Annotated in this window: 23 protein-coding genes; 10 read left to right on the forward strand and 13 right to left on the reverse strand. The window is 71.7% G+C overall.

What is annotated here, in order from left to right; translation table 11 throughout:
- Window positions 1–159 precede the first annotated feature (159 nt).
- Complete coding sequence (locus HUG12_RS07765) at window positions 160–1,785, forward strand: potassium channel family protein (protein ID WP_179268212.1); 1,626 nt, start codon at window positions 160–162, stop codon at window positions 1,783–1,785.
- On the opposite strand, the gene HUG12_RS07770 is transcribed toward HUG12_RS07765, so the two are convergent.
- Window positions 1,766–2,359, reverse strand: a complete 594-nt coding sequence (locus HUG12_RS07770) for a DUF998 domain-containing protein (protein ID WP_179268213.1) — start codon at window positions 2,357–2,359, stop codon at window positions 1,766–1,768. The genes HUG12_RS07765 and HUG12_RS07770 overlap by 20 nt on opposite strands.
- Before the next feature lie 222 nt (window positions 2,360–2,581).
- Between HUG12_RS07770 and HUG12_RS07775 the strand changes: the two genes are divergently transcribed.
- On the forward strand, window positions 2,582–3,376 hold the full coding sequence (locus HUG12_RS07775; RefSeq protein ID WP_179268214.1) for an aldo/keto reductase: 795 nt from the start codon (window positions 2,582–2,584) through the stop codon (window positions 3,374–3,376).
- An 80-nt stretch (window positions 3,377–3,456) separates the two neighbouring features.
- Here HUG12_RS07775 and HUG12_RS07780 read toward each other — a convergent pair whose 3' ends face one another.
- Together HUG12_RS07780 and HUG12_RS07785 are read right to left on the reverse strand one after the other, a co-directional pair.
- Window positions 3,457–3,600 (reverse strand): hypothetical protein, encoded by a 144-nt coding sequence (locus HUG12_RS07780; RefSeq protein ID WP_179268215.1) that lies wholly within the window; start codon window positions 3,598–3,600, stop codon window positions 3,457–3,459.
- Window positions 3,601–3,625: 25 nt separating this feature from the next.
- The gene (locus HUG12_RS07785; protein WP_179268216.1) at window positions 3,626–4,744 is read right to left on the reverse strand and encodes a mechanosensitive ion channel family protein; all 1,119 of its coding nucleotides are present in this window, start codon (window positions 4,742–4,744) and stop codon (window positions 3,626–3,628) included.
- Window positions 4,745–4,830: 86 nt separating this feature from the next.
- On the opposite strand from HUG12_RS07785, the gene HUG12_RS07790 reads away from it, so the two are divergent.
- On the forward strand, window positions 4,831–5,325 hold the full coding sequence (locus tag HUG12_RS07790; protein ID WP_179268217.1) for a metal-dependent hydrolase: 495 nt from the start codon (window positions 4,831–4,833) through the stop codon (window positions 5,323–5,325).
- A gap of 37 nt (window positions 5,326–5,362) precedes the next feature.
- Here HUG12_RS07790 and HUG12_RS07795 read toward each other — a convergent pair whose 3' ends face one another.
- The gene (locus HUG12_RS07795) at window positions 5,363–5,995 is read right to left on the reverse strand and encodes a hypothetical protein (protein ID WP_179268218.1); all 633 of its coding nucleotides are present in this window, start codon (window positions 5,993–5,995) and stop codon (window positions 5,363–5,365) included.
- Window positions 5,996–6,180: 185 nt separating this feature from the next.
- Here HUG12_RS07795 and HUG12_RS07800 point away from each other — a divergent pair, with 185 nt between their 5' ends.
- Window positions 6,181–6,777, forward strand: coding sequence for a peroxidase-related enzyme (locus HUG12_RS07800; protein ID WP_179268219.1), 597 nt, complete (start codon window positions 6,181–6,183; stop codon window positions 6,775–6,777).
- Window positions 6,778–6,847: 70 nt separating this feature from the next.
- Here the strand turns inward: HUG12_RS07800 and HUG12_RS07805 are convergent, their stop codons facing one another.
- Window positions 6,848–7,045, reverse strand: a complete 198-nt coding sequence (locus HUG12_RS07805; RefSeq protein ID WP_179268220.1) for a heavy-metal-associated domain-containing protein — start codon at window positions 7,043–7,045, stop codon at window positions 6,848–6,850.
- Between the two features lie 181 nt (window positions 7,046–7,226).
- On the opposite strand from HUG12_RS07805, the gene HUG12_RS07810 reads away from it, so the two are divergent.
- Together HUG12_RS07810 and HUG12_RS07815 are read left to right on the forward strand one after the other, a co-directional pair.
- Entirely contained in the window at window positions 7,227–9,878 is a 2,652-nt protein-coding gene (locus HUG12_RS07810; RefSeq protein WP_179268221.1) for a heavy metal translocating P-type ATPase, read from the forward strand.
- 108 nt (window positions 9,879–9,986) lie between these two features.
- The gene (locus HUG12_RS07815; protein ID WP_179268222.1) at window positions 9,987–10,466 is read left to right on the forward strand and encodes a VOC family protein; all 480 of its coding nucleotides are present in this window, start codon (window positions 9,987–9,989) and stop codon (window positions 10,464–10,466) included.
- A gap of 12 nt (window positions 10,467–10,478) precedes the next feature.
- On the opposite strand, the gene HUG12_RS07820 is transcribed toward HUG12_RS07815, so the two are convergent.
- The 3 genes from HUG12_RS07820 to HUG12_RS07830 all read right to left on the reverse strand — a co-directional run bounded on the left by HUG12_RS07820 (window position 10,479) and on the right by HUG12_RS07830 (window position 13,012).
- The gene (locus HUG12_RS07820; protein ID WP_179268223.1) at window positions 10,479–10,847 is read right to left on the reverse strand and encodes a DUF6069 family protein; all 369 of its coding nucleotides are present in this window, start codon (window positions 10,845–10,847) and stop codon (window positions 10,479–10,481) included.
- A 159-nt stretch (window positions 10,848–11,006) separates the two neighbouring features.
- Complete coding sequence (locus HUG12_RS07825) at window positions 11,007–12,050, reverse strand: alpha/beta fold hydrolase (protein ID WP_218836461.1); 1,044 nt, start codon at window positions 12,048–12,050, stop codon at window positions 11,007–11,009.
- On the reverse strand, window positions 12,011–13,012 hold the full coding sequence (locus tag HUG12_RS07830; RefSeq protein ID WP_179268224.1) for a hypothetical protein: 1,002 nt from the start codon (window positions 13,010–13,012) through the stop codon (window positions 12,011–12,013). Before HUG12_RS07830 ends, HUG12_RS07825 begins: the two co-directional genes overlap by 40 nt.
- Before the next feature lie 101 nt (window positions 13,013–13,113).
- Between HUG12_RS07830 and HUG12_RS07835 the strand changes: the two genes are divergently transcribed.
- Window positions 13,114–13,512 carry a CopG family ribbon-helix-helix protein gene (locus HUG12_RS07835; RefSeq protein WP_179268225.1) on the forward strand — a complete coding sequence of 133 codons (399 nt, stop codon included), beginning with the start codon at window positions 13,114–13,116 and terminating at the stop codon, window positions 13,510–13,512.
- Between the two features lie 88 nt (window positions 13,513–13,600).
- Window positions 13,601–14,311 carry a ferredoxin--NADP reductase gene (locus HUG12_RS07840; protein ID WP_179268226.1) on the forward strand — a complete coding sequence of 237 codons (711 nt, stop codon included), beginning with the start codon at window positions 13,601–13,603 and terminating at the stop codon, window positions 14,309–14,311.
- A gap of 45 nt (window positions 14,312–14,356) precedes the next feature.
- Here the strand turns inward: HUG12_RS07840 and HUG12_RS07845 are convergent, their stop codons facing one another.
- Window positions 14,357–14,524 carry a hypothetical protein gene (locus HUG12_RS07845; protein WP_179268227.1) on the reverse strand — a complete coding sequence of 56 codons (168 nt, stop codon included), beginning with the start codon at window positions 14,522–14,524 and terminating at the stop codon, window positions 14,357–14,359.
- Complete coding sequence (locus HUG12_RS07850; RefSeq protein ID WP_179268228.1) at window positions 14,525–14,746, reverse strand: zinc ribbon domain-containing protein; 222 nt, start codon at window positions 14,744–14,746, stop codon at window positions 14,525–14,527.
- Between the two features lie 158 nt (window positions 14,747–14,904).
- Here HUG12_RS07850 and HUG12_RS07855 point away from each other — a divergent pair, with 158 nt between their 5' ends.
- A complete protein-coding gene (locus HUG12_RS07855; protein ID WP_179268229.1) occupies window positions 14,905–16,371 on the forward strand; it encodes a DHH family phosphoesterase in 1,467 nt (488 codons plus the stop codon).
- 216 nt (window positions 16,372–16,587) lie between these two features.
- Complete coding sequence (locus HUG12_RS07860) at window positions 16,588–17,370, forward strand: CBS domain-containing protein (RefSeq protein ID WP_179270607.1); 783 nt, start codon at window positions 16,588–16,590, stop codon at window positions 17,368–17,370.
- 40 nt (window positions 17,371–17,410) lie between these two features.
- Here the strand turns inward: HUG12_RS07860 and HUG12_RS07865 are convergent, their stop codons facing one another.
- The 3 genes from HUG12_RS07865 to HUG12_RS07875 form a co-directional block, all read right to left on the reverse strand.
- Window positions 17,411–17,638: a DUF7543 family protein gene (locus tag HUG12_RS07865; protein ID WP_179268230.1), complete on the reverse strand. Its 228-nt coding sequence runs from the start codon at window positions 17,636–17,638 to the stop codon at window positions 17,411–17,413.
- Between the two features lie 468 nt (window positions 17,639–18,106).
- Complete coding sequence (locus tag HUG12_RS07870; protein ID WP_179268231.1) at window positions 18,107–19,459, reverse strand: S8 family peptidase; 1,353 nt, start codon at window positions 19,457–19,459, stop codon at window positions 18,107–18,109.
- A 165-nt stretch (window positions 19,460–19,624) separates the two neighbouring features.
- A complete protein-coding gene (locus HUG12_RS07875) occupies window positions 19,625–20,602 on the reverse strand; it encodes an aldo/keto reductase (RefSeq protein ID WP_179268232.1) in 978 nt (325 codons plus the stop codon).
- Between the last annotated feature and the right edge of the window lie 24 nt (window positions 20,603–20,626).

Raw genomic sequence — 20,626 nt, forward strand, 5'->3', positions numbered from 1 at the left:
ATCGTTTGGGTCGTGACCGGGGGTCAGCGAGCGATTCGCCCCCCTCCGACCCCACCGGGGCGACCGGCGAGCCGCCGACCAAGGCGACGAACGGCAGCGACACGTACGCGTCCGACGACGGCCCGGACAGTTAACAACCCACCCGCGGACGAATCGTCAATGAACACGTGGCGCCGCCGGACGGCAGTCTACCTCGCGGCCATCGCGGCGATCATCCTCGCGTACGCGATCGCCTACCACGAGGCCATGCGTGTCTTCGAGGGCGAGCAGCAGACGTTCCTGCACTCGCTCCAGATCGTGGTGGAGACGTTCACCACGACCGGGTTCGGCTCCGACTCGCCGTGGGAGTCGGACGCGATGAACCTCCTCGTGATCGTGATGGACGTCACCGGCGTCCTGCTCATCTTCACGGCGCTCCCGGTGTTCGTGTTCCCCCTGTTCGAGGAGATGCTCTCGACCACGCCACCCACGGCCGTCGAGGACCTCTCCGGCCACGTCGTCGTCTGTGCACACACCTCCCGGGGGCGCGTGCTCCGGAACGAACTCGTCGCGTTCGACGTGCCGTACGTGTTCGTCGTCGGGGACGAGGACGAGGCGATCGACCTCCACGAGGGCGGCGAGCCGGTCGTCCACGGCGACCCGGAGGACGTCGACACCCTCCGGGCCGCCAACGCCGAGCGGGCGACCGCGCTGGTCGCGGACGCCGACGACGAGACGAACGCGAGCGTCGTGCTCTCGGCCCGCGAGGTGTCCGAGACGCTCCGCGTGGTGAGCCTCGTCGAGGACGAGGACGTCGCCGACTACCACCGGTACGCCGGCGCGGACGAGGTCGTCTCGCCCCGGCGGGCGCTCGGGCAGAGCCTCGGCGCGAAGGCGACCCAGACGGTGTCCGACGAACTGGGCGAGGCGGTCGAACTCGGCGAGCACTTCGAGGTGGCCGAACTGCTGGTCCACCGCGACAGCCCGCTCGCCGGGCGGACCGTCGCCGACGCGGGCGTCGGCGAGCGGACCGGCGCGAACATCATCGGCGCCTGGGTGAGCGGCGAGTTCGAGTCGCCGCCGGACCCCGACCGCGTGCTCGACGAGCACACCGTCGTCCTCGCCGCCGGCAGCGAGGAACAGCTCGAGGCGCTGAAACGGCTCACCCTCTCGGAGACGCGGAGGCACCGGCGCGGCCCGGTGATCGTCGCCGGCTACGGCGTCGTCGGGCGGGCGGCCGCCACCGAACTCGCCGCGACCGAGGAGGTGGTCGTGGTCGACCGGGAGGACAAGCACGGCGTCGACGTGGTCGGCGACGTGACCGACCGGGCCACCCTGGAGGAGGCCGGGATCGACGAGGCCCGGTCGGTGCTCATCGCGCTCGGGTCGGACACGACGACCGTGTTCACCGCGCTCGCGGTGAAACAGGTCGCTCCGGAGGTGGAGATCATCGCCCGGGCGAACGACCCCGAGAGCGTCCCGAAGCTGTACCGCGCCGGCGCCGGCTACGTGCTCGCGCTCTCGACCGTCTCCGGACGGATGCTGGCGTCGTACCTGCTCGAGGAGGACGTGCTCCGCCCGGAGTCCCAGATCGAACTCGTCCGGATGAGCGCCCCCCACCTCCGCGGCCGGTCGCTCGGCGGGGCCGACGTGCGCGCCCGGACCGGATGTACGGTCGTCGCCATCGAACGCGACGGCGCCGTGATCGGCGACGTCGGGCCGGACACGGTCGTCCGAAAGGGGGACACGCTCGTCGTCGCCGGCACCGACGAGTCGGTCGCCCGGTTCAGCGAGCGACTCGCCTGACCCCCGCGGGCCCGAGCGGCGCGACGGGCGAACCCGCGACCACCCAGGCGACGAACAGCAGCGCCCCGGCCAGTTCCGGGAGCGCCAGCCCGGGGCCCGGTCGGATTCGGGCGATCCACGCGGCCCAGACGAGGAGGTGGAGTCCGGCGGCGACCAGCGCCGCCCGCCCCCCGGTCGTCGTCAGCCGGCCGAGGCCGTCGACCGCCATCGTCGCCGTCGCGAGCAGGTAGAACGCGAGCGCGGCGGGGAAGTGAAGCGGGCCGCCGGCCGGAAACGCCCCGACGCCCGCCATCGCGACCACCGAGAGCGCGAACGTCGCCGCCGGGATGCGCCCCGCCCCCTCCCCGGCCCGCCACAGCGCCCACGCGTACGGGAGCGCGAACGCGCCCCCGAGGAGGAGGCCCCCGTTGAAGGGGGGCGCCGTCCCCGGGGCGACGCCGAGGTCCGAGAGCGCGTCCGCCCGCCAGGAGAACCACGGCGCGACGAGCGCCGCCGCGAGGATGGCGAGGACCGTGCCGACGGCCGCGGCAGCGCCGACGACCGCGGCGGGCCGCGAACGCGATCGGGTTGCCATCGAGGGCCGTCTCTCGGCGGGGGGTGATAGTCGTTCGTGAACCGCCGACGGCGAGTCGAGTTCCGTTCCGGGTCCCCGGCGAGCCGAGTCCCGTTTCGGGCCCCGGCGGGCCAGTCCCGTTCCGGATCCCCGGCGGAGCCGGTCGCTCGCGGTCGGCGCCGGAATCGGCCGCCGGACTTCCGGCTCCCGCACCCTTTTGCCAGTTCCGGGCACAGAGCGACCATGACGCTCACCCTCCCGTCGATCGGGCTCGGCACCTCCGGCATGGACGACTCCGAGGAGTGCACCGCGGCCGTGGCCGAGGCCCTCGAGACGGGCTACCGCCACGTCGACACCGCCCGGATGTACGGCAACGAGGCCGCCGTGGGGGAGGGACTCGCCCGCGCCGACGTCCCGCGGGAGGAGGTGACGCTCGCGACGAAGGTCCACCCCGACGACCTCGCCTACGACGACGCGAAGCGCACGGCACGGGAGTCGCTCGACCGCCTCGGCGTCGACTCGGTCGACATGCTGTACGTCCACTGGCCGACGTCGGCGTACGACCCGGAGGGGACGCTGCGCGCGATGGACGAACTCCGCGACGAGGGGGTCTGCGAGCACGTCTGCCTCTCGAACTTCACGCCGGACCTGCTCGCGGAGGCCCGGGAGCGACTCGACGCGCCAGTCGCGGCCCACCAGGTCGAGTGTCACCCCCGGCTCCGACAGGAGGAACTCCGGGCGGACGCCCGCGAGCACGGCTACCCGCTCGTCTGCTACTCGCCGCTCGGACAGGGGGAACTGCTGGACGATCCGACCCTCTCGGAGATCGCGGGAAAGCACAGCTCCCCGACCGCGGCGGTCTGTCTCGCGTGGGCGTTCCAGCAGGACGCGCTCGTCCCGATCCCGAAGGGGACGGGCGAGCACGTGCGGGCCAACTACGGGGCGCTCAATCTCACGCTCGACGCCGAGGACCTCGACCGGATCGCGGGGCTCGAGGAACGCCGGTTCGTGGACCCCGACTCGGCCCCCTGGAACTGACGGCGCGGGGCCGACGAGGCGGGTGAGCGCCACGGTGACCCGAGCACGGCCCGCGGGAGAACGTAGCGCGGTCGCGGCGGTCAGCGGAGCGAGGGTCGCCGGCCGAGGAGGCGGTTCAGGAGGAGCAGGCCGAGGTAGCCGATCAGCCCAACCGTGAACACCAGCACGGGCAGGATGAACGGCCCGAACGTCTCCACGAGCGCGTCGACCGGACCCAGTCCCATGGCCCGGGCGTCGCGCGCGAACGGTTTACCGCTTCGGGTCGGCGTCGGCCGGCACGGTGCCTGCCGCCCCGAGCGGAGTGCCGCCCGCCGTCGCGCCCGCGCCGTCTCTGACGGTGACGTCCCGCCGGGGGAACGGGATCTCGATGCCCGCCTCCCGGAGCCCGTCGTGGATGCCGCGGTTCAGCCGGTGGGTCGCCTTCGCGTTCCGGGTCGGCGACGCGACCCAGCAGAGCAGTTCGTACTCCAGCGCCGAGTCGCCGAACGAGCGGAAGCGCATCCGCGGACGCGGCGAGTCGAGCACGAGCGACTCGGCCTCGGCGACGCCGATCACCAGCGCCTCGAACTCGTCGAGGTCGGTCCCGTAGGCGACGCCGATCGGCACCCGTATCCGGCGTCGACGGCCCGGCGCGGACTGGTTGATGACCCGCGACGCGTTGAGCACGGAGTTTGGCACCGTGACCAGCACCTCGTCGCGGGTCCGGAGCGTGGTCGACCGGACGCCGACCTTGACGACGGTGCCCGCGTCGCCCGAGTCGAGTTCCACGTAGTCGCCGACGCGGTAGGTGTCGTCGAAGTAGAGCGCGATGCCGCCGAAGAAGTTGGCCACCGTGTCCTTCGCGGCGAAGCCGACCGCGATGCCGGCGATGCCCGCGCCGGCAAGCAGCGGCGACACGTCGATCCGCCAGATCGAGAGGACGAGCGCCAGCGCGCCGACGAGCACCGCGAGCGTCCAGACGTTCGAGACGACGGGCGCGAAGTCGTAGCGCGCGCCCGACCCCTGGAGGTGGTCGACCGTCCGGTTCACCGCGTCGTTGAGCGCCCACGCCCACAGGAGGACGACGACGGTGAGCGCCGGCCGGCCGAAGAACGACTCCAGCGTCGCCGGCGCCACGGGCACCGCCGCGACGACCGCGGGGAGTCGCGTGAGCGCGTACACGCCGACGAGCGCGAAGGTGAGCACGAACGGGACGCGCACCGCCTCGAGGACCCCTTCGTCCAGTTCCGTCTCCGTCCGGGCGACCGCCCGGCGGGCGAGCGCGACGGCGCCGACCTCCGCGAGGACGGCCGCGCCGAGGGAGGCGGCGAGCACGGCGACCGCGGCCTGCCACGGGGGGAGCGAGTTCACCGTCGTGCCGACGTCCATGCCGCCCGGAACCCGGGGGACGGGATAACCCTTCCCGTCCGTCCCGTCTGTTCAGGTTTATCCCCGATAGCGCCCAATCCCGTGCCGTGTATCGAACGGGCCACCTCGGCGTGGCGATGGCGCTGTTCGCGCCGGTCGCCCACTGGCTGGTGACCGCGGGCTATCCGGGCCTCGCCGTCCTGACGGGCGCGGCGGCGCTGGCGCTCGCGGTCGTGCCCGACCTCGACCTGTCGGTGCCGGGGCTCTCCCACCGCGGGGTCACCCACTCGCTCGCCTTCGCGCTGGCCGCGGGCGCCTGCTGTGGGGCGCTCGCGGCCCGGGGCCTGCCGGCGCTCGGCGTCGCCGTCCCCCCCGCGGTGTCCGCCTTCGCCTTCGGCTTCCTGCTCGGGTTCGGGTCGATACTCGGTCACCTCGCGGCCGACGTCATCACCCCGATGGGGGTGCCGTTCCTCTGGCCGGCGTCCCGTCGGTGGTCGCTGGGCGTGACGCCGTCGCGGGACCCGGTCTGGAACGGGGGCCTGTTCGCGCTCGGGACGGCCTCGCTTGGGCTGTCGATGGGACTCGCGCTCGGAGCGGTCTGACCGGGGTGGGCGCCGACCCGCAGCGAACGCGTGGCGCTCACCGACTCCCGTACTCGAACCCGAGCGCGCGCGAGACGTGGACCACACGCCGGACCAGCCACCCGCCGCCCCCGACCGCGAGCAGGCCGAGGACGGTCAGCGCGATGGCGTCCGGGTGCGCCCGGTCGAGCGCGCAGGCCAGCGTCTCGGTCGCGCAGGCGCCGAACAGTTCCCGCCGGATCGCGCCGAGGTACACCAGCGCGGCCCCCATGCCGGCCGACGCGACGCCGGCGAGCGCCCGGCGTCCGACCTCGGCGGCCGTCGGCGGGTCGGCCGTGATCGCCTCCACGTCCGCCCGCCGGGGCCCGGCGGCCCGCGAGCACAGCGCGGACCCCAGCAGGAGCAGCGCGGCCGGCGCGAGCAGGAAGCCGATGGACGTCGTCCCGACGACGGCGAGCGTCGCCTCGAGGAGGGCGGCCAGCGGGACGAGCGCGGTTCGGCCCGTCCACGCGCCGACGGCGCCCGCGAGCGGGAGGAGGAGGGCGCCGACGAGCACCCACCAGGCGTAGAAGACGTCGGCGAGCGGGTCGGGGAGCAGGAGGACGACCCCCGCGACGGCGCCGGCCACGACCGAGAGGGCGGCCAGCAGGCGGCCGACCCGTCGGAACGACGCGGACTGATTCGGAGGCATACGTCCACTTGGCCGGCAGCCGACAAGTACTCTCGGCGGAGCTCGCCGTGCGTCCGGGTTCGGGCGGTACGGTCCCGTTTCCTCCCCGAAGGAGCGAGTAGGCCGACGTTTCTCCCCGCCGGCGCCGTCCGGGCCGACGGTCCGGAGCCGACGCTTTAAGCCACGGCTCGCCGAACCCACCGCCCATGAGCGACCAGGCCGACGTCGAGCCCGCCCTGAACGACGACGCCCAGCGACGGTTCCCGGTCCCCGACTACGAGGACGTCCCCGAGGACCTCCGGGAGCGCATCGCCGAGGAGACGGAGCGGGCCGGCTTCACGCCGAACGTCTTCGCCGCGCTGGCGTACAAGCCGAGCCACTTCCGCGCGTTCGTCGACTACCACGACGCGCTCGTCGACGACACCGCCCTCGACCGCGAGGAGGTGGAGATGATCATCGTCGCCGTCTCCGGGCGGAACCACTGCCTCTACTGCAACGTCGCCCACGGCGCGCTCGTGCGCATCTACGCGAAGGATCCGCAACTGGCCGACCAGCTCGTCTCGAACCACCGGACCGCGGACGTGAGCGACCGTCGGATGGCGATGCTGGAGGTGGCGGTGAAGCTGACCGAGGAGCCGGACGCCGTGACGGAGGCCGACCTCGACATGCTCGTGGAGGCGGGTTTCAGCGAGGAGGAGGTGTGGGACGTCGGCGCGATCGCCGCCTTCTTCAACCTCAGCAACCGGATGGCGACGTTCGCCGACTGGCGCCCGAACGGGGAGTTCTACACGCTCGGCCGGTAGCGGTCGCTCGGGAACGGAAACTGGAGTACGGGGGACTCGGGAAACGGACGAGGCGGTGTGAGACGCCCGTTCAGGCCGCGTCGGCCTCGTACGGCTCCGGGACCGCGGCGATGAGGTCGAGCGGGTCCGCGTCGCCCTCGACGGTCACGGTGTCGGTCCCCTCGTCGGCGCGCACGTCCTCGACGCCCGCCACGTCCGAGAGCGCCGTCTCGACGCTCTCCTCGCAGCCGCCGCAGGTCATGCCGGTCACGTGGAGTTCGGTTGGCATGGGGGAGGCTACGGACGCCGTCCCAAAGCGGGTTTCGGTTCGCCGCCCGCCGGCGACGCCCGGGAGTTTGGTTTCCAAATTACTCGGGCGGATAGAGGGTTAGGTACCAAAGTTTACTCCCCGTTCATCCGAACTACGAAAGTGGAAAGCCGCTTGAAGGTGGAGCCCCTACGAACGCGTAATGAGCGAGCGAACCCGCGTCACCGTCGGGATAACCGGCATGACCTGCGCGAACTGCTCGGCGACCATCGAGGACGCGCTGGCGGATCTCGAGGGCGTCTCGGCGGACGTGAACTACGCGACCGACGAGGCGACCGTCGAGTACGACCCGGAGCGTACCTCGCTCTCGTCCGTGTTCGGGGCGATCGAGGACGCCGGCTACGAGCCGATCGCGGAGACGGTTTCGGTCGGTATCACGGGGATGACCTGCGCCAACTGCTCTGGGACCATCGAGGACGCCGTGGGAGCGCTCCCCGGCGTCTTCGACGTGGACGCGAACTACGCGACCGACGAGGCCACCGTGAGCTACGTGCCGTCGGCGACGACGCGCGCGGAGATCTACGACGCCGTCGAGGCGGCGGGCTACGAGCCCATCCGCGGCGACGACGGGGAGGGCGGCGAGGCCTCCGAATCCGATCGCCGCGAGGCGGCCCGGGAGGGCGAGATCCGGCGACAGCTCAGGCTGACCCTGTTCGGCGCCGCGCTGACCGCGCCGCTCCTGCTGTTCATGGCCGACAACCTGCTGCTCGGGGGGAGCCTGCTTCCGGACGAGGTGGCGGGCTACTCCGTCGGCTGGGCCGAGTTCCTGCTCGCGACGCCGGTCCAGATCGTGCTCGGCAAGCCGTTCTACGAGAACTCCTACAAGGCGCTCGTGAAGAACGGGCGCGCGAACATGGACGTGCTCATCGCGCTGGGCTCGACGACGGCGTACGTCTACTCCGTCGTCGCGCTGATCGGCGTGCTCCCGGAGGCCGGCCTCTACTTCGACACGGCCGCGCTCATCCTCGTGTTCATCACGCTCGGCAACTACCTCGAGGCCCGATCGAAGGGCCGGGCGAGCGAGGCGCTCCGCTCGCTGCTGGAGATGGAGGCCGAGACGGCGACGGTCGTCCGGGAGGACGACGGGGCGTCGGAGACGCCCCGGGCGGACGGCGAAGCAGTCGACGCCCGCGAGGAGGAGGTCCCACTGGAGGACGTCCAGGTCGGCGACCGACTGAAGGTCCGCCCCGGCGAGAAGATCCCGACGGACGGCGTCGTCCGGGAGGGCGAGTCGGCGGTCGACGAGTCGATGGTCACCGGCGAGTCGATGCCCGTCTCGAAGGAACCGGGCGACGAGGTCGTCGGATCGACCGTGAACGAGAACGGCGTGCTGATCGTCGAGGCGACGAAGGTCGGCGAGGAGACGGCGATCCAGCAGATCGTCCAGCGCGTGAAGGAGGCGCAGTCGCGCCAGCCCGAGATCCAGAACGTCGCGGACCGCATCTCGGCGTACTTCGTCCCCGCGGTCGTCGCGAACGCCCTGCTGTGGGGCGCCGTCTGGTATCTCGCGCCCGAGGCGCTCGCCGGGTTCGTGAGCGGCCTCCCGCTGTGGGGGCTCGCGGCGAGCGGCCCGGCCGCGGTCGGCGCCTCGGAGTTCGCCGTGCTCGTGTTCGCCGCCGCGGTGCTCATCGCCTGCCCCTGCGCGCTGGGGCTCGCGACGCCCGCGGCGACGATGGTCGGGACCGGCATCGGCGCCCGGAACGGCGTGCTGTTCGAGGGCGGCGACGTCCTGGAGCACGTGAAGGACGTGGACGCGGTCGTCTTCGACAAGACGGGGACGCTCACGGAGGGCGAGATGACGCTCACCGACGCCCGCGTCGTGACGCCCGCGGCCGACGGGGCCGTGCCGGAGGACGCGGGGACAGCCGACGCCGAGGCCGGCGCGGGACGCCCGAGGGACGTGACCGAGTCGTTCCTCCTCGAGGTCGCGGCGACCGCCGAGAGCGGGAGCGAGCACCCCATCGGCGAGGCGGTCGTCGCCGGCGCCGGCGAGCGCGGCGTCGAATCCGGCGAGCTCGACGTGCTCCAGAACGTCTCCGGCCGGGGCATCCGCGCGCGGACCGAGCACGGCACCGTCGTCGTCGGCAAGCCGGACCTGCTCGCCGACGAGGGCGCGGACCCCGAGCCGGCGCGGGACGCGATGGCCGAACTGGAGGAGGAGGGCAAGACCGCCGTCCTCGTCGCGCTCGACGGGGAACTGCTCGGCGTGCTCGCGGTCGCCGACGAGGTGAAGCCGACCGCGGCGGAGGCGGTCGCGTCGCTCCGGGAGCGCGGCGTGACGGTCCACATGATCACGGGCGACAACGAGCGGACCGCCCGCGCGGTCGCCCGGGAGGTCGGCATCGACGGCGCGAACGTCCGGGCGGGCGTCCTCCCGGAGGACAAGGCCGACGCGGTCGAGTCGATCCAGGCCGACGGCTCGAGGGCGATGATGGTCGGCGACGGCGTCAACGACGCGCCGGCGCTCGCGTCCGCCTTCGTCGGCGTCGCCATCGGCTCGGGCACCGACGTCGCCATCGAGGCCGCCGACGTGACCCTGATGCGCTCGGACCCGCGGGACGTGGTGAAGGCGATCAACGTCTCGGAGGGGACGCTCGCGAAGATCGAGCAGAACCTGTTCTGGGCGCTCGGCTACAACACCGCGATGATCCCGCTGGCCTCGCTGGGGCTGCTCCAGCCGGTGCTGGCGGCCGGCGCGATGGCGTTCTCGTCGGTGTCGGTGCTCGCGAACAGCATGCTGTTCCGGAAGTACGAGCCCGACGACCGCTACCGCCTCCTCGGCCGGTTCCGGTAGCCTCCCGCGGTACGGCGGCGGTCGCCCGGGCGCGGACGCCGCTCCGGCGGGGCGGCGGTGCCGACGTTCTTTGGTGGTCGGCGTCGACGTGCTACTCGGGTGAACCAGATGTCAGAGACCGACACGTCCCGCGCACGGCTCGTCGGCATCAATCACGTCGCGCTCGAGGTCGCCGACCTCGAGGAGGCGCTCGACTTCTACGGCGCGCTCTTCGAGTTCGACCTCCGCGGACGGATCGGGTCGGCCGCGTTCCTCGACGTGGGAGACCAGTTCCTCGCGCTCGTGGAGGCGGACCAGTCAGCCGGCGGGGAGGCGGCGGAGGCGACGGACGACCACCGCCACTTCGGACTCGTCGTCGACGACGCGGCCGCGGTGGAGGGGGCGCTCGCCGAACGCGGCGTCGAGCCGCTGGGGACGACGGGGCTCGACTTCCACGACCCGTGGGGCAACCGGATCCAGATCGTCGAGTACGGCGAGATCCAGTTCACGAAGGCGGAGCACGTCCTCCGGGGGATGGGCCTCCCGGGCCTCGGGAAGTCCGAGTCCGCGCTGACGGAGCTCCGCGGGAAGGGGATGGGCCCCGAGTAGCCCCCGGCGGGGTCATCGCGTGAGCACGACGAAACAGATCGCCGCCGTGGTGACGTGCATGAGCATCAGGACGGCGATGCCGGCGGTCGTCGCCCCGGGGTCGCCGGGGAGCCACGCCACGTCGGGGACGAACGACAGGAGCAGCGCGACCACCACGACGACGGCGAAGGTGCGCCGCGGTCGGTCGCTCACCCGGCGGACGAGCGCGTACGCGAGCGTCGCGCCGGCCGCGCCGGCCGCCGTGAGGAGGAACACCGGTTGGTAGTTCAGCGGCTCGAACGGCCGGACCGCGCCGGTCGCGGTGACGGCCCACACGACCAGGCCGTTGACGGCCAGCGAGAGGACGACGGCGAGCGCGCCGCGGACTGGCAGTGAGCGCATCTCCGGGTGGAGTATGCGCGGCGTCGGAGTTGTAGTTTGGCGTGGGTCGGACGGTCGGATCGTACGACCGACGGTACCCAGTAGTGGACTGCCGCCGGAGCCGAAGGGGTGGACGATCGCCGGTCGGAACGGTCGCCGGTGGAAACGGTCGTCGGTCGGTCAGTTCGTGTCCCGGACGAACCCGAGCACCTCGTCGACGAACCGGTCCGACGCGGTGTGCACCGCCATGTGGCCCTCTCCCTCGAAGGTGACGACCCGGCCGTCGGGGAGCGCTTCCGTCGCGTCCCCGAAGAACGGCGGGCTCTCGCCGCCGGACAGCAACGGGGTCGGCACGGTCACGTCCGCGAACCGGGCGGGTTCGAACCGGTACTCGGCGATCGCCCGCAACTCGCGGGGGAGCGTACGGGCCGCGTCGACCATCTTCCCCCAGATCGGTGCCGAACGAAGCGCGTCGATCTCGTCGTCCGGGAGGCCGACGACGTCACGCTGAAACGATACGAACGCCCGCTCGCTCTCGCCGCGGTCGACGAGGGTCCGCATCTCGGCCACCTCCTCGGCGACGTCGAGTTCGTTTCCGCCGACCTGTATCGGCGGTTCGTACGGGACGAGCGCGCGGAGATCGTCGGTCCGAAGGGCGGCCTCTAGCGCGTACAGGGCGCCGCCGGAGTGGCCGAGCAGCGTCGCCGGTTCGCCGATCGCCCCGACGACCGCCGCGACGTCCTCGGCCTCCCGCTCGAGTTCGTACCCGGCGGAGTCGCCGCTCTCGCCGCGACCGCGACGCTCGACGGCGTAGACCCGTGGTGGTCCGCGAGCGCGGGCCGAACCCCGCCCTCCTCCCAGAAGTCGCGAACGTCTCCGTTGCCGTAGACGAGCACGAGCGGCGGCCCGCTTCCCGTCCGTTCGAACGCGATCTCGGTCCCGTCGGCTGACGTGGCGGTTCCAGTCTCCCTCCTTCGGTCCGGCGGTGTCGCTTCGACCGTGACCATCCCGAGTACGGGACGAGAGCGCATAGCTTCGCCCCGTGAAAGAGCGGCACAGGTAGATCGTGCGACTCGCCGTGCTGCGGGCGGTCGGCGGACGAGACGCGCCCCACGTCGTCGTTACCCGAAACTTCCCGTCGGCCGCCGTTCCGACGGGACCGTCGGATCGGGTCGGGTGACGGCTCAGAACAGGCCGACCAGGAACCCGACGCCCATCGCGCAGAGCACGACCGCCGAAACCGTCGGGAAGTGCTCGGCGTACCGCTCCATCCGGTCCTCGAACCGCTCGTAGCCCGCGACGAGCGCGAGCGTCAGGGCGGTGATGACGGCCACGACCGTCAGCGCGTACGCGAGCATCAGCCCCAGACAGTGGTCCGAGCCGGCACAGATGGCGATGATCTCGAACTCCTCCTCGTGGGCGAACCCGAGCACGAACGCGGAGACGGCGATGCCGTACAGCCCGTCCTCCGCCGAGGGGGAGCCGTGGTCGTGCGCGTGGCCGCCGTCCCCGCCGACGAGCGGAAGCGCCGCCGCGAGGCGGGCGAGGACCCCGCCGTCGTGGGCGTCGTGGTCGTGTGCGATCCCGTGCTCGTGGGAGCGACCATCCTCATCGTGGGAATGCCCGTAGGTACCTCCGTGTGAGTTATCGTGCGAGTGCCCGCGGGAACCGCCGTGTGCGTGCCCGTCGGGGGTCGCGAACGCCACGTCCTCGTGCAACCGACCGGCAGTGGAGCCGTCCCCCTCGTGGTGGTGTGCGTGATCGGTCCCGTGCGAGTGCGGTCGCCCGTGGTCGTCGCCGTGCGAGTGTGAGTCGCCGTTTCCCTCCTCGTGGGAATGTGAGTGCCCGCCGCCCCGGTACTCCCGGATCCCGAGCAGGATCAGGAGGACGCCGGCGACGACGCCGATGGGCGACCCGACCGGGACGCCGGCGACGGTGAGCGGTTCGGTCAGCCCGTCGAGGTCGAGTTGCGCCTTCAGCAGGAAGAACGCGCCGACGACCGCGAGACTGGAGAGCAGGTGTCCGACCCCGATGACGAGGCCGGCGACCAGGCCGGCGAGCCAGGCGTTCGCCCGGTCGAAGGCGTAGGCGGCGGCGATGGGCCAGCCGTGGCCCGGTTCGGCGCCGTGGACCGCGCCGAGCGCGAGCGCCCCGAGCAGCAGGCCGGGGGCGACGTCGTGGAGCATGCCCCTCCCTCCGCGGCGTCCCCGGAAAACGCCTGTTATGACCGCGTCGCGGGGGGCGTAATACCGAAACGCCGAACCGGCCGGGGGACCGAAGGGAACACATGCGGACCAGCCTGAACGTCCCCGACGGGGCGCTCGCGGAGTTCGACGCGGTGGCGGAGGCCGAGGGGTTCGAGTCGCGCTCGCGTGCGGTCAGGGAGGCGATGGCCGAGTACGTCGAGCGGCACAGCCGGCTGGAGGAGGCGACCGGCGAGGTCGCCGCCGTCATCGCGTTCGACTACGTCCACGACGAGGTCATCCGGGAGCTCCACGACGTCCAGCACGAGTACGGGGACGTCATCACCACGACCTCCCACGTCCACCAGGAGGGGTGGTGCCTCGAGACCGTGTTCTGCCGGGGGGACGTGGGACGCGTCCGGGAACTCGTGTACCGCCTGCGCGACTTCGACGCCGTGCGTCGCGTCCGCGTCCTCTCGCTCGTCGACGGGGACGACCGGTGACCCCGCGGGCCGCGCCACGACAACGGCGGCGGGACCCCGGCCCGGGAGCCGCCATCACCCCTTTGGGCGGCCGGCCCCGACGTCCTCCATGGTCACGACGAGCGTCCGGTCGGTCCACCGCGTGACCCCGAACGTCAAACAGTTCCGCCTCCGCGCGCCCGGCCACACCTTCGAGTACGAACCCGGACAGCACACGACCGTCCGGTTCGAGCGGGACGGCGAGGAGGTCGAGCGGCCGTACACCCCGACGAGCCGCCCCGGAACCGACGAGGTGACGCTGGCCATCAAGCGGTACGACGACGGCACGGCGTCGGTCTGGATGCACGAGCGGTCGGAGGGCGACGAGGTGGAACTGGGCGACCTGCACGGCGACCTCCACCTCCGGAACCCCGACCGCGACGTCGCCTTCCTCGCCGCCGGGACCGGCATCACGCCGACGATGGCGATGCTGAAGGACTACGTCGACCGCGGGGAGGGCGACGCCCGCTTCTACTTCGGCGAGACCGACCGGGAGCACCTCATCTACCGGGAGACGCTCGATCAGTTCGACGCCGACTATGGGAACGTGGACGTGACCTACGTGCTCTCCCGCGAGGACTGGGACGGCCCGACGGGGCACGTGCAGGAGCACGTCGTCGGGGACCTCGGCGACGACCTGGACCCCGAGGGGACGGACTTCTACGTCTGCGGCGTTCCGGAGATGGTGGTCGAGACGACCGAGGACCTCGCGGACGCCGGCGTCCCGGATGACGACGTCTACACGGAGGGCTGGGAGGGCGACGAGGTCGCGGAGGAGTGAGCGGAACCCCCGCCGGGCGAACCGTCCGCCCGACCGCCGACCGGGTTACGGCCGGTCGTCGCGGTCCCGCCGCGCCGCCCGTTCGGCGGACGCGCGGTCCGTGACGTTCTCGGCGTCCCGCTTCCGCTCGTCGCGGACCAGCGCGTACAGCACGAGCGGCGCGCCGACCGCGAACGCCAGGAACGGCAGGAGAAACACGCCCTCCGCGGCCATCTACCCGAAGAACACGTCCACGATGTCGCTCCCGGCGGAGCCGGTGTCGCGGTACAGCTCCGAGTAGCCGCAGTTCGTGCAGGAGACGACCCTGAATTTGTTCGTCTGAATGTCGAACATCTTCGACAGCCCGCCGCCCGTGGTGGACATCTTCCCGACCTCGGCGTCCGTGTGTCCACACTTCGGGCAGCCGTCGTCGTGAGTGGAGGGCTCCGTCGCCATCGGTCGTGGGTTTCCGTGCTGTGGGATAAGTTTTGGGCGTTCAACGGTCGCGGTGGGCCGGCCGGAAGAACACGGCGAGGCGGGTCGACCGGGGTACGGCGGGTGGATGGGCCGGCCCGGTACGGTAGGGTTTTCCCGCAGGGCCCCGACCTGCGTTCGTGATGCGTCGGCTGGTCCTCGGCTGCGGGGCGGTCGGACACGACGTCGTCGCGTCGCTCTCGACCCGCCCCGGCGAGCTCCACGTCGTGACCGACGACAGCGGGCGAGCGACGGCGCTCCGCGAGGAGAACGTGAGCGCCGTCGAGGCCGACCCGACCGACCCCTCGACGTACCCGGACCGGACGGACATGGTCGTCGTCGCCGGCGAGCGCGCCGCCCCGAACCGCGCCGCGACGAGGAACGCCCGGGAACGGTTCCCCGGGGCGTTCGTCCTCGCGTACGCCGGCGACGACGCCAACGAGGCGGATCTGGAGGCGCTCTCGGGGGTCGCGGACCGCGTCGTCGACCCCGTCGGCGTGACAGCCGAACGCGTGCTCGACGCGGTCCGTGACGAACCGGCCGAGCGGATGTGGAAGCTGCTCCGCGCGCTCCGCGGCGTGGAGGGGACGCTCGCGGTCGTCGCCCACGACAACCCGGACCCGGACGCGATCGCGTCGGCGGTCGCGCTGGTCAGGCTCGCGGAGTTCGTCGGGACCGACGCCGAGGCGTGCTACTACGGCGACATCTCCCACCAGGAGAACCGCGCGCTCGTCAACCTCCTCGAACTGGAGATGCGGAACCTCGACCCCGAGACGGACCCGCGGGACGAGTACGACGCGTTCGCGCTCGTGGACCACTCCCGCCCCGGCGTGAACGACGGCCTCCCCGAGGACGTCCGCCCGACGATCGTGATCGACCACCACCCGCCGCGGCTCCCGGTGGAGGCGGAGTTCATCGACGTCCGTTCGGACGTGGGCGCCACGTCGACGCTGCTCGCCGAGTACCTCGAACGGTTCGGGCTCGACCCCGGCGAGCGGGTCGCCACCGCGTTGCTGTACGGGATCCGCATCGACACGAAGGACTTCACCCGCGAGACGTCGGACGCGGACTTCGACGCGGCGACGTTCCTCCTCCCCCACGCGGACTCGGCCTCGCTCGCGCGCGTCGAGTCCCCGAGCAAGAGTTCGGAGGTGCTCGACACGATCGGCCGCGCCATCCGGAACCGCAGGAGGCGCGGCGAGACGGTCGCCTCCTTCGTGGGGGAGCTCTCGGACCGGGACGCGCTCGCGCAGGCGGCCGAGCAGCTCCTCGAAATGGAGGGGGTGACGACGACGCTCGTCTACGGCTTCTCCGAGGGGACGGTGTACGTCTCCGGCCGGGCCCGCGGGGCCGACGTCGACCTCGGCGAGACGCTTCGGGACGCGCTCGGCCAGATCGGGAGCGCGGGGGGACACGCCGACATGGCCGGCGCACAGGTCCCGCTCGGCATCCTCGGGGCGGTCGAGGAGGGCGAGTCGGAGTCGGTGGCCGAGATCGTCGAGGAGTTCATCGCCGGCCGGTTCTTCGAGACGCTCGCGGACGCCCCCTCGGCGCCGACACACGAACCGGACCGCGAGGTCCCGTTCCCCGACGAGGACGACGACTGAGCGTCGGTCGTGACCCGCCGGGGGCGACCTCCGCGAACCCCAACCGTTGATATCCCTGGGGCGCAATCTCCGGACGAAAGCCGGCGGCCCCGGATCCGACCCCCTCGACCATCCGATGAACGTACTACCTCCGGAACGGACGACGGCTCCCGTGCCTGCGCCGACCTGCCGAACAGCATGACGCTCTCGAACGGCAGCGACGACCTCTCGCTCGACATGCGCCGCGCCAAGGTCAAGGAGTACATGACCCGCGACGTGGCGACGGTGTCTCCCGACGAGACGGTCGGGGAGGTCTCGAAACTCGTCGTCGAGAGCGACGGCCACAACGGCTTCCCGGTCACGGACGGCCGGACGGTCGTCGGCTTCGTCAGCGCGCGGGACCTGCTGCGCGCGGACCCCGACGCCCCGCTTTTCACCGTGATGACCGACGACATCATCGTCGCCCACCCCGACATGAACGTCACCGACGCCGCGCGGGTGATCCTCCGGTCGGGCATCCAGAAGCTCCCGGTCGTCGACGACGCGGGCAACCTCGTGGGCATCATCTCGAACACGGACGTGGTGCGGAGCCAGATCGAGCGCGCGACCCCCGAGAAGGTCGGGAAGCTGATGCGGACGCTGGAGGAGATCCACGACGTGACGCTGACCGAGGAACGGCGGACGGTGGCGCTCGCGGACCTCGTCCCGACGCAGGCGCGGGTGTACGCCGACGAACTGGAGGGGCGCCACTACGAGCTGAAACGCGGACTGGCCGAGCCCCTCGTCGTCATCGACAACGGCGGGACCCTCGTCCTCGCCGACGGTCACCACCGGGTGATGGCCGCCGCCCGCGCCGACGTCGACGAGATGGACGCGTACGTCATCGTCCTCGGGGAGCCGGTCGACCTGGGTATGCAGAAGACGGCGCGCAAGGAGGGGCTGGAGTCGATCGACGACATCGAAGTGGTCGACTACGCCCGCCACCCGCTGGTGGAGACGACGAAACGGTTCCAGAACTGAACCAGTCCGGAACCGGGTTCGTGCGGCCGGCTCGACGCGTTCACTCGACGTCGAACTCGTCCATCCACTCCGCCGCGAGCAATTCGGCTGCCTCGCGGTCCTCACACGCCTCCCGCCGGTAGGACGGTCCCTCCGGCGCCTGTTCCAGGACGTCGAGTCGGACGACGCTGCCGCCGTCGGACCGCTCACGAACCCTGACGGTGGCGAGGCCGTCCGCGCGCTCGTGCTCGTCGTACGGACCGTCGGTTTCGACGGGTTGCCAGCTCACGCAAGGGTCCTCGTGGCCCGCTACTGTCAATCGGCCGGTTCGGCGTCGCGGCTGCCGGCCGAGCGGGTCGGTCCGGACGCCGTCGCACACCCGGCGACGGCTCCGTACCGACGTGGCGGAGGCGGGCGCGTCGCCGGCGCGCCCGTCAGTGACTCACCGGCGACCGGCTCGTCGCTCCCCGTCCCGCGAACCGTCCGTTGCGACCACAGCCAGGACACACTGCGTACCCGAGGTCGTCGTACTCCACTCTCGTCGTCGCCTCCCGCGCGCCGCAGGCGGCACACACGAACTGGGACACCCAAACGAACCCCATGCGACTCGAACCGGTACCTACCGGGATAGTAATGAGTTCCATACCATCCGGGAACGAACGTTAAACGAACGGTAACGGGTAACTATCTCGTTCTAGATGGTAAGTATCGCGGAGGGATGGTCGGGACCGCGAAGGGGTGGTTGGTACTGCGTTGGTTACTCCTCGAGCGCGGCAACGGGGTCGACGACGCCGGCGCCGTAGTAGGCCCCGTCGTACCCGTCCGGCACGGAGGCCGTCCGCTTCAGGACGGACTCGATCCGGTTCGCGTCGAAGTCCGGGTTGACCGACTTCACGAGCGCGGCGGCGCCGGCGACCTGCGGGGCGGCCATCGAGGTTCCGGCGGCCCATCCGTGGTCGTAGCTCGCGCCGAGATACTCGACCGGCTCCTCCTCCCCGTCGCCGTCGACGTCCTCGTAACGGAACTCGGGCTCCGCGACCGTGCTCACCACGAGATCGAGGTACCACGGGACGCCGGTGCCGATGGCGGTGGAATCGGCGTCGCCGCCGGGTGCGGCGACGGTGACGGCGTTCGTCCCGTAGTTCGTGTAGTACGCCGGGCTCTCGGGTGGCTCCGCCGCGTCGCCGGCGTCCCACCCGAACCCGACCAGACCCGTCGCCGAGACGCTGCACGCCTGTGCGCCCTCGTTCGGGAGGCTGATGAAGCTCCCGTCGTGCTGGAGGTCGGCGGCGTCGTTCCCCGCCGAGACGCAGAGCAGCGTCCCTTCCCCGTTGACGTACGTCATCGCGCGGTTGAGCACCTTCCCGTAGAAGGCGCCCTGGGCCCGCCGGGCGACCGGATAGGCGCCGATCGAGAGGTTCGCCGCGTCCGCGCCGATGGACGCGCTGTACACCATCGCGGCGATGATGTCCGCGAACGAGGCGAGCACGCCGGGGGAGAACACCCGGCAGTCCACGAGCTCCGTCGCGGGCGCGGTTCCGACGACGCCGAACCCGTCGTCGCTCGCGCCGATGATCCCGCCGACGTGGGTGCCGTGGTAGCCGCCGGCGGGTATCCCCGCGCCGAAGCCGTCGCCGGTGAAGTTCCGCGATAGGTCCTCGTTCACGTCGAGGTCCGGGTGGCCGGCCGCGACGCCGCTGTCGATGACGGCGACCCGCGTCCCCTCCCCCCGCGTCGTCTCGTGCGCCGACGGAACGTCCAGGAACTGCTTGTCCCACTGGAGCGGATAGAGTTCGTCGTCCGCGCCGGTCTCCCCGGCAGTCGGCGCCGCGTCGTTCACTTCCGGTTCCGCGAGCGACACCTCCACGTCCGGCGCGTACGCTTCCACCGAGGGGGAGGCGTCGACCGGCGACTCGCTCGCCCCCACGACCGCGTACGCCAGTCCGGGGAGCTCGTGAACCACCGGCAGGTCGCTCGGGACCTCCGTCCCGCTCGTCCGCACGATGAACCGGTCGGTTCGCTCGGCCGCGACGACCGTGCTTCCCGCGAACAGGCCGCCGAGGGCTGCGCCGCTACACTTCAGGAACGTTCGCCGCGACTGGTGTGACACGACGTGACGACCACGCCTTCGGGTAATAAATGTGGCGGGGAGGGAATTAATTAATGGATAATGGTACGGTTACAATCTAGCAGTGTTCGACCAGGACGACGGACCGGCCGCCACGGGTCCGCGCAGGTGCGACGGGTCCACAGCGCCGCGGTGACCGGGGCGACCTCACTCGTGGCCAGACACGCGGACGGGTTCGTACGGCTCCTCCAGGTAGGAGACGTCGCTCGCGGAGAGCTTCACGTCGAGCGCCTCGACGGCGTCCTCCAGGTGCTCGACGCTGGTGGTGCCGACGATGGGCGCGTCGACAACGTCCTTCGAGAACAGCCACGCGAGGCCGATCTGGGCCATCTTCACGCCCTTCTCGGCGGCGAGTTCCCCGACGCGCTCGTTCACCTCGCGGCCGCCGCCCTCCAGGTACGGGTGCCGCCGCGCGTGCGAGTCCGACTCCCCGCGGGTCGTCGACTCCGCCTCCTCGTGCGGGCGCGCGAGGTAGCCCCGGGCGAGCGGCGACCACGGGACGACGCCGACGTTCTCCGTCTCACAGAGGGGGAGCATCTCCCGCTCCTCCTCCCGGTAGAGGAGGTTGTAGTGGTTCTGCATCGTCGCGAAGCGGTCCAGCCCCAGGCGGTCGCTCGCGTGGAGCGCCTCGGCGAACTGGCGGGCCCACATCGAACTCGCGCCGATATACCGCACCTCGTTCCGCCGAACGGCATCGTCGAGTGCCCGGAGGGTTACATCGATCGGGGTATCGTCGTCCCAGCGGTGGGTCTGGTAGAGGTCGACCGTCTCCATCCCGAGGCGGTCGAGCGAGTTGTCGAGTTCCTGTTCGATGGCCTTCCGCGAGAGCCCGCCCGAGTTCGGGTCGTCCTCGCGCATCGGGTGGTAGCCCTTCGTGGCGACGACGGTCCAGTCGCGGTCGTACCCGTCGAGCGCGTCCCCGAGCACGCGCTCGGACTCGCCCGCCGAGTACATGTTCGCCGTGTCGAAGAAGTTGACCCCGAGGTCGATCGCCCGCTCGACGAGTTCGATTCCCTCCTCCTCGTCGAGCACCCAGTCGCGCCAGTTCGAGTCGCCGAAGCTCATGCAGCCGAGACAGATCCGGCTGACCTTCATCCCGGTGTCGCCGAGGGTGGTGTACTCCATGCGGGAGGGGTCGTCGCGTGGCCT

Source organism: Halorarum salinum (assembly GCF_013402875.1).
In the GTDB taxonomy this organism is placed as follows: domain Archaea; phylum Halobacteriota; class Halobacteria; order Halobacteriales; family Haloferacaceae; genus Halorarum; species Halorarum salinum.